Annotated in this window: 15 protein-coding genes; 1 reads left to right on the forward strand and 14 read right to left on the reverse strand. The window is 39.7% G+C overall.

The window, feature by feature from the left end; genetic code table 11:
• Nucleotides 1-2: 2 nt before the first annotated feature.
• The 3 genes from IPJ16_17635 to IPJ16_17645 all read right to left on the reverse strand — a co-directional run bounded on the left by IPJ16_17635 (nucleotide 3) and on the right by IPJ16_17645 (nucleotide 4,341).
• The gene (locus IPJ16_17635; GenBank protein MBK7628989.1) at nucleotides 3-2,396 is read right to left on the reverse strand and encodes a TonB-dependent receptor; all 2,394 of its coding nucleotides are present in this window, start codon (nucleotides 2,394-2,396) and stop codon (nucleotides 3-5) included.
• 66 nt (nucleotides 2,397-2,462) lie between these two features.
• Entirely contained in the window at nucleotides 2,463-3,449 is a 987-nt protein-coding gene (locus IPJ16_17640; GenBank protein MBK7628990.1) for a GSCFA domain-containing protein, read from the reverse strand.
• Between the two features lie 76 nt (nucleotides 3,450-3,525).
• The gene (locus IPJ16_17645) at nucleotides 3,526-4,341 is read right to left on the reverse strand and encodes an alpha/beta hydrolase (protein ID MBK7628991.1); all 816 of its coding nucleotides are present in this window, start codon (nucleotides 4,339-4,341) and stop codon (nucleotides 3,526-3,528) included.
• Nucleotides 4,342-4,736: 395 nt separating this feature from the next.
• Here IPJ16_17645 and IPJ16_17650 point away from each other — a divergent pair, with 395 nt between their 5' ends.
• Nucleotides 4,737-5,243 (forward strand): RNA polymerase sigma factor, encoded by a 507-nt coding sequence (locus IPJ16_17650; protein ID MBK7628992.1) that lies wholly within the window; start codon nucleotides 4,737-4,739, stop codon nucleotides 5,241-5,243.
• An 80-nt stretch (nucleotides 5,244-5,323) separates the two neighbouring features.
• Here IPJ16_17650 and IPJ16_17655 read toward each other — a convergent pair whose 3' ends face one another.
• The 11 genes from IPJ16_17655 to sufB all read right to left on the reverse strand — a co-directional run bounded on the left by IPJ16_17655 (nucleotide 5,324) and on the right by sufB (nucleotide 14,228).
• Entirely contained in the window at nucleotides 5,324-6,388 is a 1,065-nt protein-coding gene (locus IPJ16_17655) for a hypothetical protein (GenBank protein ID MBK7628993.1), read from the reverse strand.
• Between the two features lie 4 nt (nucleotides 6,389-6,392).
• Nucleotides 6,393-6,938: a hypothetical protein gene (locus IPJ16_17660; protein ID MBK7628994.1), complete on the reverse strand. Its 546-nt coding sequence runs from the start codon at nucleotides 6,936-6,938 to the stop codon at nucleotides 6,393-6,395.
• Between the two features lie 2 nt (nucleotides 6,939-6,940).
• On the reverse strand, nucleotides 6,941-7,486 hold the full coding sequence (locus IPJ16_17665) for an RNA polymerase sigma factor (GenBank protein ID MBK7628995.1): 546 nt from the start codon (nucleotides 7,484-7,486) through the stop codon (nucleotides 6,941-6,943).
• A 106-nt stretch (nucleotides 7,487-7,592) separates the two neighbouring features.
• A complete protein-coding gene (locus IPJ16_17670) occupies nucleotides 7,593-7,946 on the reverse strand; it encodes a hypothetical protein (GenBank protein ID MBK7628996.1) in 354 nt (117 codons plus the stop codon).
• Nucleotides 7,947-8,029: 83 nt separating this feature from the next.
• Nucleotides 8,030-8,506: a DUF1730 domain-containing protein gene (locus IPJ16_17675; GenBank protein ID MBK7628997.1), complete on the reverse strand. Its 477-nt coding sequence runs from the start codon at nucleotides 8,504-8,506 to the stop codon at nucleotides 8,030-8,032.
• 42 nt (nucleotides 8,507-8,548) lie between these two features.
• Nucleotides 8,549-8,869: a DUF59 domain-containing protein gene (locus IPJ16_17680; GenBank protein MBK7628998.1), complete on the reverse strand. Its 321-nt coding sequence runs from the start codon at nucleotides 8,867-8,869 to the stop codon at nucleotides 8,549-8,551.
• A gap of 19 nt (nucleotides 8,870-8,888) precedes the next feature.
• Complete coding sequence (locus tag IPJ16_17685; GenBank protein ID MBK7628999.1) at nucleotides 8,889-9,311, reverse strand: SufE family protein; 423 nt, start codon at nucleotides 9,309-9,311, stop codon at nucleotides 8,889-8,891.
• A gap of 9 nt (nucleotides 9,312-9,320) precedes the next feature.
• Nucleotides 9,321-10,538: a cysteine desulfurase gene (locus IPJ16_17690; protein ID MBK7629000.1), complete on the reverse strand. Its 1,218-nt coding sequence runs from the start codon at nucleotides 10,536-10,538 to the stop codon at nucleotides 9,321-9,323.
• Between the two features lie 12 nt (nucleotides 10,539-10,550).
• Nucleotides 10,551-11,909, reverse strand: a complete 1,359-nt coding sequence (sufD, locus tag IPJ16_17695; GenBank protein MBK7629001.1) for a Fe-S cluster assembly protein SufD — start codon at nucleotides 11,907-11,909, stop codon at nucleotides 10,551-10,553.
• Nucleotides 11,906-12,670: a Fe-S cluster assembly ATPase SufC gene (gene sufC, locus IPJ16_17700; GenBank protein MBK7629002.1), complete on the reverse strand. Its 765-nt coding sequence runs from the start codon at nucleotides 12,668-12,670 to the stop codon at nucleotides 11,906-11,908. The genes sufD and sufC overlap by 4 nt, the downstream gene beginning before the upstream one ends.
• A gap of 109 nt (nucleotides 12,671-12,779) precedes the next feature.
• A complete protein-coding gene (gene sufB / locus IPJ16_17705) occupies nucleotides 12,780-14,228 on the reverse strand; it encodes a Fe-S cluster assembly protein SufB (protein MBK7629003.1) in 1,449 nt (482 codons plus the stop codon).
• Nucleotides 14,229-14,588: the final 360 nt, after the last annotated feature.

Here is a 14,588-nt window from a genome sequence, read left to right on the forward strand (position 1 = left end):
ACTTAAAATTCAATAATAATTCCTATTGTAGGAAGCACAGTTCCTGACTCATTATCGAGATACTTCAGACTGTATTTCAACGGATTGGCAGGATCAGTTACAGGAAGCTTGTTGCTGTCTGATTCCCTTATCAGAATAGCAGGCTGATCTGCCTTGTGATTATAAAGATTCTGAATATCAGCATAAAGCATGAGTGACCATCCGGTATAAAAATACTGTTTGTCAACTCTGATATCAAGCTGATGAAATGCCTTAAGCCTCTGAGAATTGAACTGAGAATAATTCAGATAACCCTGCCCCTGCAGATCCCACGCAGCTTTGTAAGATGATTTCTCAAGATCATAAAGAGTATAAGGTGCTCCGCCGACAAATCTCCATTTCAACCCAATATCCCAGTTGCGGTTGAATTTCCTCGTTGTTGTCATATTGATAAGGTGCTTGTTATCCCATGATGATGGGATCATCTCCGAATCAAGCCCCCTGAATTCACTCCTTACAAAGGTATAAGAGAAAACCAGATTGGTCTTTTTAAACTCTTTAAGCCTGGCTAAAAACTCCAGACCATAAGCTCTTCCCCTGGAGGTTGAGACCAGCTCTTCATCACCGAATATTCCATAATCAGCTGCTTTGCTTGACAACGGAACTGAATCTCTTACCGAGAAAGGATAACGTGAATAATTCTTATAAAAGCCCTCAATAGTAAGCTGAACACTCTCCTCCGGGATTAATTCCAATCCTGCCACGAAATGATCCGCAGCAATATATTTAAGGTTGTTTTGTTTATTAATAAAGACACCTGCACTGTTTGAATAACCCATCGCTGTATACGGCGGGAGCTGATAATAACGACCAGTGCTGAAATTCAGATTAAGCTTTTCTCCCAGCCGATAGGTGGCTGATAATCTGGGCGATAACTGATTTAAAGGATTAGACATCGCAGATGAGTATGAATTTGCATCACTCCTTAAACCAAATGAAAGGCTCAGCTTCTGATCAAGAAATGATCTGCTAACCTGTCCGAATGCACCATACTTACCCAGTTTCAGATTAGTATCATACATAATATCGTTTTGCATACCGCCAAAATAGATCCGTCTGAATGTTGAGTTTCTGTAATGCGCATATTCATAACCTGCTCCATAACTCAACCTGAATCCGTTTTTCCCCAGAATCGTTCTTTCATAACGGGCTTTTATTTCTCCTTCACCCGACAGGTAGTCAAGTGTCCTGTTTGTGTCTGCTTCAATATTATTCAGATATTTTGATTGTGAGTTGTTTAAATAATTACGGCTGAGTACCCATGTATCAAAACCATTGTCCCTGTAATGTTTGTAGACCAGACCAGTAACATAAGAGTACTGTTCCTGAACGGGTATGTAATCGAGGATAAAGCGCTGGTATTCTGTTTCATTGGCTTCAAGGTTCAGCCTGAAGTCATCTTTTGCGCCCAGACCTATGACAGTCAGCTCATTCTTCGGATCGAGCCTTACCTTGTATTTTAGCTGAAAGTCGGTATATGTAGGAAGGAAAGGGAGTTCCAGGGCACTGAAGAGAAACTGAAGATATGATCTTCTGACTGACATAAGGAGAGAACTGTTTTTTCCTGTCGGACCATCAATCGTAAGCCCCAGGTCAGAGGCTCCCAAAGTCGCCCTGTACTTCATCTTGTCTTTGTTCCCGTCAACAAAGGTAAAGTTGAGTATTGAACTCAGTGCATTTCCTTTAGAAGCAGGAAATGCCCCTGAAAGAAAGTCTACCGACTGAACAAAATCCACATTTAAGATGCCGACCGGACCTCCTGAAGCGCCCTGGGTTGAAAAGTGATTAAGATATGGGATCTCAACATTATCGATATAAAACCTGTTTTCATTCGGACCGCCGCCTCTGATAATGACATCGTTTCTGAAAGCAGGTGTTGAAGCGACACCGGGAAATGACTGAATTACCTTTGAAATGTCACGGTTTCCACCCGGATTTTTCTCTATTTCATCAATGCCTATGATCCTCACTGAAACAGGGGTCTCAATTTTTTTTGTAAAAGGTGATGCCTTTATGACCACCTCTCCTATGCTGATTTCAGATTCTTCAAGCGGGATCTCAAGGTTGACCTGGTTACTGTTTGTAACCATAACAGCACTTGATATAAAAGGATTAAAACCTATTGAGGAAACCCTTAGTTCAGCGAACCCCGGTTTTATTCCTGTAAATAAGAAATTTCCATCAAAATCTGTTACTGCCCCGATAGTGGTCCCCCAGATCTGAACAGTAGCAAAAGGGACACCCTCATTTGTCTTTGTATTATACACTCGTCCCTTAATTACTCCTGTATTTTGCTGGGCTGAAAGAGAAAGTGATATAAATAATGTAATAGTTAAAAGAAATATTTTGCCTCTCATTTTTATTAAAGTTTATCCTGAAACAAAATATTCAGACAAAATGTTCGACTGAACCATTGAAATGTTTTAAATACCTAAGAGATCCTGAAAATATTTTTTCTCAACAGAGAAGTCTATTTCAGGTGCCTTTGATTCAATATCAGAGATCTTTTTCTGCATGCCGGAAACAAAATCTTTAATACTTGCACCTGAGTTCTTAGATATCCGGTGGGTAGTTGCCTTTCCTATTTTCAATACTTCATTATACAGATCAAGAGTATACTTATCCAGGTAACTGCCTGAGAAATACTCCCAGATATAGTCTATTGCAAGAGAAGATGGATGAAGCATGTCGTCGCTGTAAAACCGGTAATCGCGCAATTCGTCCATAACAATCTCATAGGCAGGAAAGTAGGCCGGAGCCGAAGGATGTCCAAGCAACTTTTCCACTGCAAGAAACAATACCGATTTACTCACCTGATTGCCATGGGCTCCGTCTTTCCAGTGCCTTACAGGACTTATTGTAAAGATTACTTTTAAATTTGGGAAAAGTCTCTGAAGCTTTTCCAGCTGACCGGTCCATAATGCAACAATTTCATCAACAGTCAGTATTTCAGGTTCAAAATATGAAGCAGGAATCTTATGACAATTTGATACTATTTGCCCTGTCTCCTTCAGCCGGAATACTCTGGCAGTACCTAATGTAATAAAAAGGAAACCTGCATTTTCAAGGAATGAAAGGGCGGTTTTTGATCTTGAATTGATTTTCTCCAGAACAAACAAAGGATCATCAGAAGAAAAATCTGTATAGTGATTAAAACTCAGCCAGGTACCTTTATAATTATAGAGGTCACTCTGCGACAATTCTCTTCCTGATGTTATTGTATCAAGCGTATTACAAACTGAAACAGGGTTATATACAGTACCTGACGGATTGATCATAACAGGAATCTTACCCATTTCAAGCCTCGATCCTATTGAAGAGGCAAAGCATGAACCAATGAACATCACTCCATCATTGTAAGTGATCTTTCGGGGAGAAGGGGTTATATTTATTTTGGTTCTGAGTTCCATTGTAGGAATTTCGGATTGCGGATTGCGGATTGCGGATTGCTTTTAATCCGAAATCGAAAATCCGAAATCCGAAATCTCATTTCTTATTGATCCAATTAATAATGTATTTAAACACCTCTTCCTTAAAAGGCTCGTTATGTAATTCGTGATAACCTCCGTCCCAGATTTTCAGTTCCACCTTGCTGTTCTTTGAAGCAAATTCCCTGCTTCCGTCAGGAGAACAGAGCTGATCATCACTTCCATGCATCAGCAGAGTAGGCACTTTCAGTTCTGAAGCGTTAGCAAGTGAATTTTTCGCAGCACTCATCGCTCCGTCGAAAAGGCTTACAGATATTTTCCCGTGAACAAGAGGATCATTTTTATACTTTTCAACCACATCCTGGTCGTGCGAAATGTGATTAACATTTAATCCTGACGACTGTATCAGACCCGGAAGAATATACTTCATTACGCCTGCCATGGCAACCTTGATCTTCGGAGGCTCGAAGGATAGCCTGAGCCATGGTGATGTAACAATAGCCCCTTTAAGCTTTGGGTTCCTGCGGATAAGGTAGTCGAGTACTATTCCTCCGCCCAGACTATGACCATATATATATACAGGTATTCCGGGAAATGTTTTTAGTGTGGTCTTTACTAAAATATCAAGCATCTCACCGAGTACAGCATAACTTCTGATATTACCCCTGCGGCCATCGGAACGTCCATGACCGGGAAGGTCAACTCCTGCAAATCCGATTCCCTCTTTCCTGAAAAGATCGGCCCAATGATCATATCTTTGTATATGTTCACCAAGACCATGAACAAGGATAACCACAGCTTTAATGTTGTCACCCGGACTATGGATCATCCCCTTTAAATTAAGGCCACTCTTAAGCTTAATGTTAAAATCCATACTGTTTTTTGTTTAAAAGTACAAAAGTTGGGGCAATAATTTATAACAGATCTGAATTAATATCATGGTGATCTTTCCCCGGGTGCCCGGCGAAGTCTCTGACTTCGCCGCTAATACAATGCAGTCTGGAGAGTGCAATTCAGATAAAGCGAAGTCTGGAGACTTCGCTTAGCTGGACTGGGGATTAAGCAATTTTGTTAAAATTCTACCAAAAACACCGATTTCTCTATTTAAAACAAATTTAGTCATATTAACGTTATGCTATTGTCTCTCATGTTTTTACACCTTATGCTTATTTATAATCCGGTTAGAATATAACGATATTAGGATATTAAGATTTGCTTATCTTTATTTATAGTAATAAATTTGTTGAGCAAAATAAAAACAAAAGAGCCATGACACAGTATGAATTCAATAATAACCTCATCGAAATGAAAACAAATCTTCACAGATTTGCGATGAGCCTGACATCTGATCGCGATACAGCTCTTGACCTTGTACAGGATACGTATCTTAAGGCTATTACATATAAAGATAAATTCGTCGATTATACAAATCTTAAAGCCTGGGTTTTTACAATTATGAAGAATACCTTCATTAATAACTACAGGAGAAATGTAAAAGAAAACACAATAATAGACGGAACACAGGATCTTTATTATATCAACCAGCCTCAGGACAAAGGTTTTATTTCACCTGAATCGAAATATTCCGAGGGCGAGATTGAGATGGCGATCGAATCACTTAGTGACGAGTTCAGAATCCCATTCAGAATGCATATTGAAGGTTACAAGTACAAGGAGATAGCTGATGAACTCGGATTGAAAATCGGAACAGTTAAAAGCAGAATTTTCTTTACACGTCAGAAACTGATGCTTATGTTAAAAGATTATGTAAGATAAAAATATTGAAGATACTAATTATTTGTTAGTTAGGTAATTAGACTTTTAGGTTGATTGGGTTTAAGATAAGGCTGAGAAATTCAGCCTTTCTTTTTTATTCTAAATACCAAACCTGTAAACACAAAAAGAACAAATAAACCGGAGATTATCCAGGCCCATATGTTGGTAACCTTCGATTCTGCCCACATCTCGTACGGCTCTGTCAGAAAATAATCAGATTTTACCGGCCAGAGCAGTATCGAACTGCTGTCTTTATAACCATTTGTACTTATCAGTTTCCCCGGCATAACAATCCTGACAGAATACTCCTTAAAGTCAAGTAACAAATTATTTGTAACCATATTTATTGCCGAGTCAGCCTCCGTTTTGAATTTCAGGGCGTGTTGCTCCCCTATCATCTCTCTCAGAATAATCCCGTTTGTCCATAAACTGTCAAAGTTTTTCTCATTCCGGGTAAGTGTATTCACAAAATCATCTTCCCTTGCTTTCAAAGACTGAAATGACAAGTCCTCTGATGCTTCAGTTTTGGTGAGGTTTGAAAACTTCCCAATCCATTCTGAAACAAGGCTTTTTGTCAGCCATTTGTCTGTTACAGAATCCTGTACATCCCCGAATGAGCGGAATTTTGTACTGTCAGGACCGTTCTGATAAACTTCTTTTATACTCTCAGGCGAATAAAAGAATATTAGTTCCTCCTTATTAAGAAAATCGGATATTGGGTAGCCGAATTCCATTTTTTTATCAATTTTCTCGGCGAATCTGTATACGGTATTGAACCACCTGAACCTCTTTTCAAATACTGAATTTCTAGAAATATTTTTATTTGCACCTGAATCCTTCCGGTAAGTCATATTGATTTCATCAGCTGAAAGGAATAGTTTTTCGGCTCTTTTCACCCAAACAGTATCCCCTTTGGGGCTGACTTCAAGAGAATCCTTAATAGTCCAGGAATCGTCAAACGGCACCTGCAAATCTGACTGTTTAAACCGGTCTGCAGAATTATTGTTAGGGCTTCGCATCTCAATCATTCTGGTAATGGTTCCGTCAGCATGGACGATATTGGTGACGATAGTTTCCGGTTCGTCGCAGGAGACGACAAACATCAGCAAAATCATTATTATGAGTTTAAACTTTTCTCTTTTCATAGCTTTATAATTTAATTTTTGTCATGTTCATTTCTTTCATTTTATTCTCGAGATATGTCTTCAGCTCAGGATCTTCTTCTATAAGATTAATAAGATCCCTGTACCTGGTCTGCAAATCATTGACCGACTCAAGCAGAGTGTCCATCTGTTCTTTTGAAATTGTTACATTTTGTGAAGGCAGTCTGTTACCAAAGAGCTTTAGTAACATTACTTTATTACCCGAGAACCCGGTCTGAAACGATCTGCTCTCACTTTCAATCATAACCGGCTGTGAACTGAGGTAATTAATCTGTTTTATTATTGTACCCTGCTGCCAGACGAAAAATGCAACAAGAAATACTGAAGCTGTTATGAGGCTCCTTCGTACCCAGCCAATATATACCCAGCCAAACAGAAAATCAGTAATATCTGAAAGTACTGTTTCGGACCTGTTCTTTTGTGAGATTTTCTTAATAACCTCCCTTTCAATATCAGATGCAGAATCCAGAATGGGCTTTGAGGCTCTCAAAGTGTTTATTATCCTGTCGGTTTTTTCACTATTCTTTTCCATAGCTATAAATATTTTTCCACCATTACAGAGATACTTTTCCTTGCATAATGCAGATTCGCTTTGATTCCTGATTTGCTGATACCCGTGATTTCAGATATTTCATCCTGCGACATCTGCTCCAGATCTGATAACACAAAAACAGCTTTTTGTTTTGGACTCAGCTTGTTTGTCAGAACCTTTATTATCATAGCCGTCTCACTGTTTTCAAGTTCAGCAGAAGGCTCCACAGATATTCTGTCTGAAATTAATCTCCATGTGTTTTCATCAGCGGAAAATTCAGGGTTGGCTTTCTTCTTTCTCATCTGATCATAGCATTTGTTTATAACAATCCTGTAGATCCATGTCTTGTAGGCTTCTGCTGACTTAATCTTATTAAGTTTTTGCCAGATTGTAACCATTGTTTCCTGAACAATATCTTTAGCCTGATCTTCATCTCCAAGCATCCTGAAAGCAACTGAAAAAGCAAACGGGGAAGTCATCTGAACCAGTTTCCGGAAATTTTCAAGATTTCCACTGCGGCACTCTTCTATAATTTTGAGATCTGTCAAAATAGTTTGTTATTGTATTATTAAGACGTAATAATAATACCAAGGTAAAAAGAAAAAAAACATTTAACCGCAGATGACGCAAAGCAGGCGCAAAGAACACAAAGGATTATTGTGTAGATTTTGTAACATCTGTTACATTTCGCATGAATGGCTCATACTTTCTTCTTTCAAGCGCGGTTCCTTTGAAAAGTCTGCTGAATTTATCCTTTGTGAGATTCAGCCATTCTTCCTTTGTCATGTTTTCTACTTCCTCCGGAAGATTAAATTCAGGAGTATGATGAGGTTTTATGTCTTTATTCCATGGACAAACCTCCTGGCATTTGTCACATCCATATACCCTGGAACCGACACCTGGAATAAATTCTTCAGGAATAGGACCCCTGTTTTCGATAGTCAGATTGGCTATGCATTTCCTGGCATCAATAGTACGGTTTTCATTTATTGCTCCGGTAGGACACATATCAATACAATATGTGCACTCCCCGCATAACTCCCGGGTAAAAGGGCTATCATAATCAAGTTCGACATTGAGGATCAGTGAACCTATAAAAAGAATGATCCTATCTCTTTATTTATTACGATTGAGTGCTTTCCCTGCCAGCCCAAACCTGCCTCTACTGCCCAGGCCTTTTCGAGAAGTGGTGCCGAGTCGACAAATGCACGTCCCTCCGCCTCTGGATAAAGTGTTTGTACATAAGAATACAGCTTTTCCAGTTTTCTGCCTATTACTGTATGGTAACTTTCACCATAAGCATATCTGGAAAGGAGGGGAACGTCAGGGTTTTTCTGCTTATTATCAGTATAATAACTTAGACCTGTAACTATCAGTGATTTTGCACCGGGAACCAGGGACTCCGGATTTATGCGTTTTTCAAAATCCCTTGAGAGGTAATTCATGCAGTCGTTCATGCCTGCAGAACACCAGTTTTTTAATACCTCTTCACGTTCAACAAGTGGCCGTGATGCAGCGATGCCACAGATATCGAAGCCCAGTTCGATAGCTTTCTTCTTTATAAGCACAGAGATATTTTTATCTGCCCTGGAGCCCATATGACAAAATAACTAAAGAAATCCCAGCTCTAATTTTGCCTCTTCGCTGAGCATACTTTTGTCCCATGGCGGGTTGAAAGTAAGCTTCAGATCACAATCCTTAACTCCTTTTGTGCCGCCTACCTTATACTTTACTTCCTCTACAAGTTCCTCAGCCATAGGACAATTAGGAGCCGTAAGGGTCATAGTAATATGAGCGACATGATCATCATCCACATTAATCTCATAGATAAGTCCGAGATCGTAAATATTTACGGGGATCTCGGGATCGTAGATACTTCTGAGGACCCCTCCTATCCTGGTTTCAATTTCGAGTTGTTCTGCCGGATCCATATTTTAAGTTTTTAATTTTCTATTTCTTTATTGCATTATATGCCATCGCATAAAGTTTAATCTGACGTACCATTGATAGCAGTCCGTTTGAGCGTGTAGGTGAAAGATTCTGTCTCAATCCTATCTTTTCAATAAAGTAGAGATCGGCAGACAAAATTTCCTCGGGTGTACGGTTAGAAAGTACTTTAATAAGAAGCGCAACAATCCCCCTGGTAATAATAGCATCACTATCAGCAGTAAAAGAAATTATATTGTTCTTATACTCAGGATGCAGCCAGACTTTCGACTGACAGCCTTCAATAAGATAATCCTTAACCTTGTACTTTGGATCGACAACCGGCAGTTCCTTACCTAAATCGATCAGAAGGTTGTATTTATCCATCCAGTCATCGAACATCGAGAATTCATCAACTATCTTATCCTGTGTCTCGTTAATCGTCATATTCCATTTTTAAGCAAACATACTTTTTACCTTTTCAATCCCATCAGCCAGTAAATCAATCTCACCTTTGGTATTATAGAAACACAATGATGCTCTTACAGTGCCGTCAATACCGTAATATTCCATCACAGGCTGTGCACAATGGGTACCGGTCCGTACAGCTATCCCCATTTTATCAAGTATCATACCAGTATCATACTGGTGAATACCGTTAAGCAGGAATGAAACCGTAGAAATTTTTTTGTCTGAATTTCCAAATATCGTCAGTCCTTTTATCGCTGATAACCTTTCAGTTGCATAAACAAGAAGATCATTTTCCATAACGGATATCCGCTCTCGTCCAATGTCAAGTACATAATCCAGAGCAGCAGATAAACCAATGGCTCCAGTATAATTCATTGTACCTGCTTCAAATTTGAACGGGAGCTCGTTATATGTTGTTTTTTCGAATGTTACTTTATCCACCATATCTCCTCCGCCCTGATACGGAGGCAGTTCTGAAAGCCATTTCTCCTTACCGTAAAGAACTCCGATCCCTGTAGGACCATAGATCTTATGCCCGGAGAAAACATAGAAATCGCAATCCATCTTCTGCATATCGTTAACTCCATGCTGTACCCCCTGCGCTCCGTCGACAAGAACCGGGATATTCATTGAATGTGCAGACTCTATTATTTCTTTTACGGGAAGAAGTGTACCCAGAGCATTTGATGCCTGTGTAACTGATACCAGCTTTGTTTTCGGAGAAAGAAGATTCCGGTACTCAGTAAAATTTATTTCGCCATTACTGTTCATAGGAATCACCCTCAAAACTGCGCCTTTCCTGTTACACATCATCTGCCACGGGACAATATTTGCATGGTGTTCCAGATGACTTATTACTATTTCATCACCTTTATTTATGTAACGCTCTCCGAATGAGAAAGCAATACTGTTTATTGATCCGGTAGTCCCTGATGTGAATACAATCTCCTCTTTTTTAGTGGCATTAATGAAGGATCTTACCTTCTCACGCGCATTCTCATAAGCCTCTGATGATGTGTCGCTCAGATAATGTACTCCCCTGTGAATATTTGCATTGTAAGATGTATACACTTCATTAAGTGTATCAATTACACTTTTAGGTTTCTGTGTAGTTGCTCCATTGTCGAAATAGACAAGAGGTTTATTGTAGACCTGCCTGCTGAGAATCGGGAAGTCGGCTCTTATTTCTTCAATAGTCTTCACTCTTTTAATTATTTATCCGCATTTGACCATACAACTTGCGCAACGCGACAGTTCACCCTTCAGCCTTTGCATTACCAGGTTATCCATTCTTTCACGCAATGCCTCAACCTTAATATTCTGGATAACCTCATGGGCAAACCCGAACATCAGCATTAGTCTGGCTTCGCGTTTATTGATCCCGCGCGACTGAAGGTAGAATAGTGCATCGTCGTCGAGCTGGCCAACTGTGGCACCATGGCTGCATTTTACGTCATCAGCAAATATCTCGAGCTGCGGTTTGGTATCCATTTTAGCATCATCGGTCAGAAGTATATTGTTATTCTTCTGATAAGCAAGAGTTCCCTGGGCATCGGGTCTTACCATAATCCGCCCATTGAATGCACCGGTCGACATGTCATCAAGTACACCTTTAAACAACTGATTACTTGTACAATTAGGAAATGCATGATCGATATTTACAAAATTGTCAACATGCTGCCATTTATCAGTCAGGTAAAGACCATAAGAGTTACACTCGGCTCTCTCTCCCCCAAGATAATGGTAAGTACTGTTTCTTATAAGTCCGCCATGAAGTGTCATATTGTTCGAAGAAGCGACACTGTTTTTTTCCTGGTGAATAAATGTATGAGTCAACTTACCTGCAGAGTTATGTTCATTCTGCACCCTGATAAGATCGAAGTGTGCATTTTCTCCGACATACACTTCAGTTACAGCATTTGTCAGAAATTTCCTTGGGGAAAGAGTATGATCGCAGATAATAATTGAGAATTCCGAATTCTTTTCAACAATTATCAGATTCCTGTGCTGGTTGAACATATCCTCATCAGACTGAACCAGGTTTACCACCTGTACTGGCTTAGAAAGAGTCACTCCCTCAGGAACATAAACAAATACGCCGTCTGAGGCCATGGCTGTATTAAGATGGATCAGTCCGTCTGATTCGCTGTCAGCATATTTGGCAAAATGCTTCTTAATTATTTCAGGGAACTTAATAGCTGCTACGTTAAGACTGCCGATCCATACTCCACTGGGCAGCTGTCTGAGTTTTTCATTTATTGTGGGATAGAATCCATTAAGCAGCACAATTCCATGCGCATCGAGATCAGTTACATCGCAGCGGAATTCCTCAGCTTTTACAAAATCTGATTCTTCGGGCATAAAATAGCTCTTGTAGTCGTGGTCGAAGAAGATATTCAGGTTTGTATACTTATATGATTCATTTTTTTTGGTAGGAATGCCAAGCTCGCTGAATTTTTCAAAAGCTGCCTTCCTGAAAGTATTGATATACGGAGATGATATTGATGAAATCCTGTCAATATTCTCCTTATACAGAGCTATATATCTTTCTGTTAGTTCAGATTTTCCGTTCATGCTATTACGTTATTTTCAACCTCTTTCTTGATCCAGTCGTAGCCCTTTTCTTCCAGTTCGAGTGCAAGTTCTTTCCCGGCTGTTTTTACAATCCTGCCATCATAAAGAACATGTACCACATCGGGCACAATATAATCGAGAAGTCTCTGATAATGAGTGATTACAATGAATGAATTATCTGGTCTTTTCAGTTTATTAACCCCGTTGGCGACTATCCTGAGCGCATCAATGTCGAGGCCGGAGTCAGTCTCATCGAGTATTGCAAGTTTGGGTTCGAGCATAGCCATCTGAAAGATCTCATTCTTCTTTTTTTCACCACCTGAGAAACCTTCATTTACAGATCTGTTAGCCAGTTTTGAGTCTATCTCCACCAGCTCCTTCTTATCTCGCATCATTTTAAGAAAATCGGATGCCGAAAGAGGCTCCTGACCTTTATGTTTACGATGCTCATTAACAGCTGTTTTCATGAAGTTAACCATGCTTACCCCCGGAATTTCTATCGGGTATTGAAATCCAAGAAATATGCCTTCTTTTGCTCTTTCTTCAGCAGACATTTCGAGCAGATCCTTACCCAAATAAGTTACAGATCCTTCAGTTACCTCAACAAATTCACGTCCGGCCAGTACAGATGCCAGTGTGCTTTTGCCGGAACCGTTTGGTCCCATGATAGCATGAATCTCTCCAGGTTTTACGTTCAGGCTTATTCCCTTTAATATGTGTTTGCCGTTTATAGAGGCTTTTAAATTCTTAATGATCAACATGTTATTCCCTTCTTATTTTATCTTTTTAATTGTGTCTTTTGTCCTTCATCTTCTCTACGCTTTACGCTCTACGCTCTACGCTTTTTATGCTAAAGTCCCTTATCATGGTTTATCCAACACTGCCTTCAAGACTGATCTGTAATAGTTTCTGAGCTTCCACAGCAAACTCCATTGGCAGTTTATTTATTACTTCACGTGCATACCCATTAACAATAAGTCCTATTGCATCTTCAGTTGAAATACCGCGCTGATTGCAATAGAAGATCTGATCTTCACCAATCTTCGAGGTTGTTGCTTCATGCTCAACAACAGCAGTCTGATTGTCAACCTCAAGATATGGGAAAGTGTGAGCACCGCATTTATCACCAAGCAATAATGAATCGCACTGCGAAAAATTACGGGCGTTTGATGCATTCTTTAAGACCTTTACCAATCCGCGGTAACTGTTCTGTCCATGTCCGGCAGATATTCCCTTTGATACAATTGTACTTTTGGTATTTTTTCCGATGTGTATCATTTTTGTTCCTGTATCGGCCTGCTGATGATTATTTGTCACGGCAACCGAATAGAATTCACCTACAGAATTATCGCCTCTGAGAATGCATGACGGATATTTCCAGGTTATGGCAGAACCCGTTTCGATCTGTGTCCAGGAAATTTTAGAGCTCTCACCCCGGCACATTCCCCTTTTTGTGACAAAATTAAAGATCCCGCCCCTGCCTTCTTTATCGCCAGGATACCAGTTCTGAACAGTTGAGTATTTCACCTCTGCGCTCTTTTCAGCAATAATCTCAACAATAGCCGCGTGAAGCTGGTTTTCATCTCTCGACGGAGCGGTGCAACCTTCGAGATAGCTGACATAACTCTCTTCATCTGCTATCAGAAGAGTCCTTTCGAACTGTCCGGTATTGGCAGAGTTGATCCTGAAATATGTTGAAAGTTCCATCGGGCACCTTACTCCTTTCGGAATATAGCAGAATGAACCATCGCTGAATACTGCTGAATTGAGGGCCGCGAAAAAGTTATCGGTATATGGCACAACCGATCCCATATATCTTTTAACAAGATCGGGGTACTCCTTCACAGCATCGCTGAATGAGCAGAAAATTATACCCATTTCAGCAAGTGTTTCTTTAAAAGTAGTTGTTACTGATACACTGTCAATTACTGCATCAACAGCAACCCCGGCAAGATGTTTCTGTTCTGTAAGCGGGATTCCCAGTTTATCAAAAGTTCTTCGCAGTTCAGGGTCAATATCATCAATACTGTTAAGTTTCGGACGTGGTTTCGGCGCTGCATAGAATATTATCTCCTGGTAATCTATCGGAGGGATCTTAAGGTTTGGCCATGAAGGCATCTTCATTGTAAGCCATTGACGGTAAGCCTTCAGGCGAAATTCAAGGAGCCATTCCGGCTCATTTTTCTTTGCCGAGATTATTCTCACAACCTCTTCACTCAGCCCCTTTGGAATCTTTTCCATCTCAATATCGGAATAGAAACCATATTTATATTCACCGGAGGTTACATCACTTAATATCTTATCCTGATCTTTTTCCATTTGATTGTTTTTCAACAACTTTGTCTATAAGCATTAACAATTCTTATTGCCTTTTGTTTTTTCTAACCCATCCCCCATCCCCTTCCCTTAAAAAGTAAGAAAAGGGGAGTAATTCCCTGTGAGTGAAGAAATTCACCCCTCCCTTAACCATAAGGGAGGGCAAGGGAGGGTTTTTTATAATTTAAATTTAATCTAAATAAACAGCAAAAATATAAAAAATAGATGAGTTGTTGTAAGATTTAGACAGAAAAGTGACAGGATTTAACCTCCTCTCATAATTCAAAATGATGATATTATCATGCTTTAGGAATGTAAAAATATTTATAAATTGGCACCCTGTTAAATTTCAGATTTAATTTC

Source organism: Bacteroidales bacterium (assembly GCA_016709865.1).
In the GTDB taxonomy this organism is placed as follows: Bacteria; Bacteroidota; Bacteroidia; order Bacteroidales; family VadinHA17; genus LD21.

Bases quoted from the DNA above. Each gene is read 5' to 3' on its own strand.
- IPJ16_17635 (MBK7628989.1), bottom strand. From the start codon at position 2,396: ATGAGAGGCAAAATATTTCTTTTAACTATTACATTATTTATATCACTT.
- IPJ16_17640 (MBK7628990.1), bottom strand. From the start codon at position 3,449: ATGGAACTCAGAACCAAAATAAATATAACCCCTTCTCCCCGAAAGATC.
- IPJ16_17645 (MBK7628991.1), bottom strand. From the start codon at position 4,341: ATGGATTTTAACATTAAGCTTAAGAGTGGCCTTAATTTAAAGGGGATG.
- IPJ16_17650 (MBK7628992.1), top strand. From the start codon at position 4,737: ATGACACAGTATGAATTCAATAATAACCTCATCGAAATGAAAACAAAT.
- IPJ16_17655 (MBK7628993.1), bottom strand. From the start codon at position 6,388: ATGAAAAGAGAAAAGTTTAAACTCATAATAATGATTTTGCTGATGTTT.
- IPJ16_17660 (MBK7628994.1), bottom strand. From the start codon at position 6,938: ATGGAAAAGAATAGTGAAAAAACCGACAGGATAATAAACACTTTGAGA.
- IPJ16_17670 (MBK7628996.1), bottom strand. From the start codon at position 7,946: ATGTGTCCTACCGGAGCAATAAATGAAAACCGTACTATTGATGCCAGG.
- IPJ16_17680 (MBK7628998.1), bottom strand. From the start codon at position 8,869: ATGGATCCGGCAGAACAACTCGAAATTGAAACCAGGATAGGAGGGGTC.
- IPJ16_17685 (MBK7628999.1), bottom strand. From the start codon at position 9,311: ATGACGATTAACGAGACACAGGATAAGATAGTTGATGAATTCTCGATG.
- sufD (MBK7629001.1), bottom strand. From the start codon at position 11,909: ATGAACGGAAAATCTGAACTAACAGAAAGATATATAGCTCTGTATAAG.
- sufC (MBK7629002.1), bottom strand. From the start codon at position 12,670: ATGTTGATCATTAAGAATTTAAAAGCCTCTATAAACGGCAAACACATA.
- sufB (MBK7629003.1), bottom strand. From the start codon at position 14,228: ATGGAAAAAGATCAGGATAAGATATTAAGTGATGTAACCTCCGGTGAA.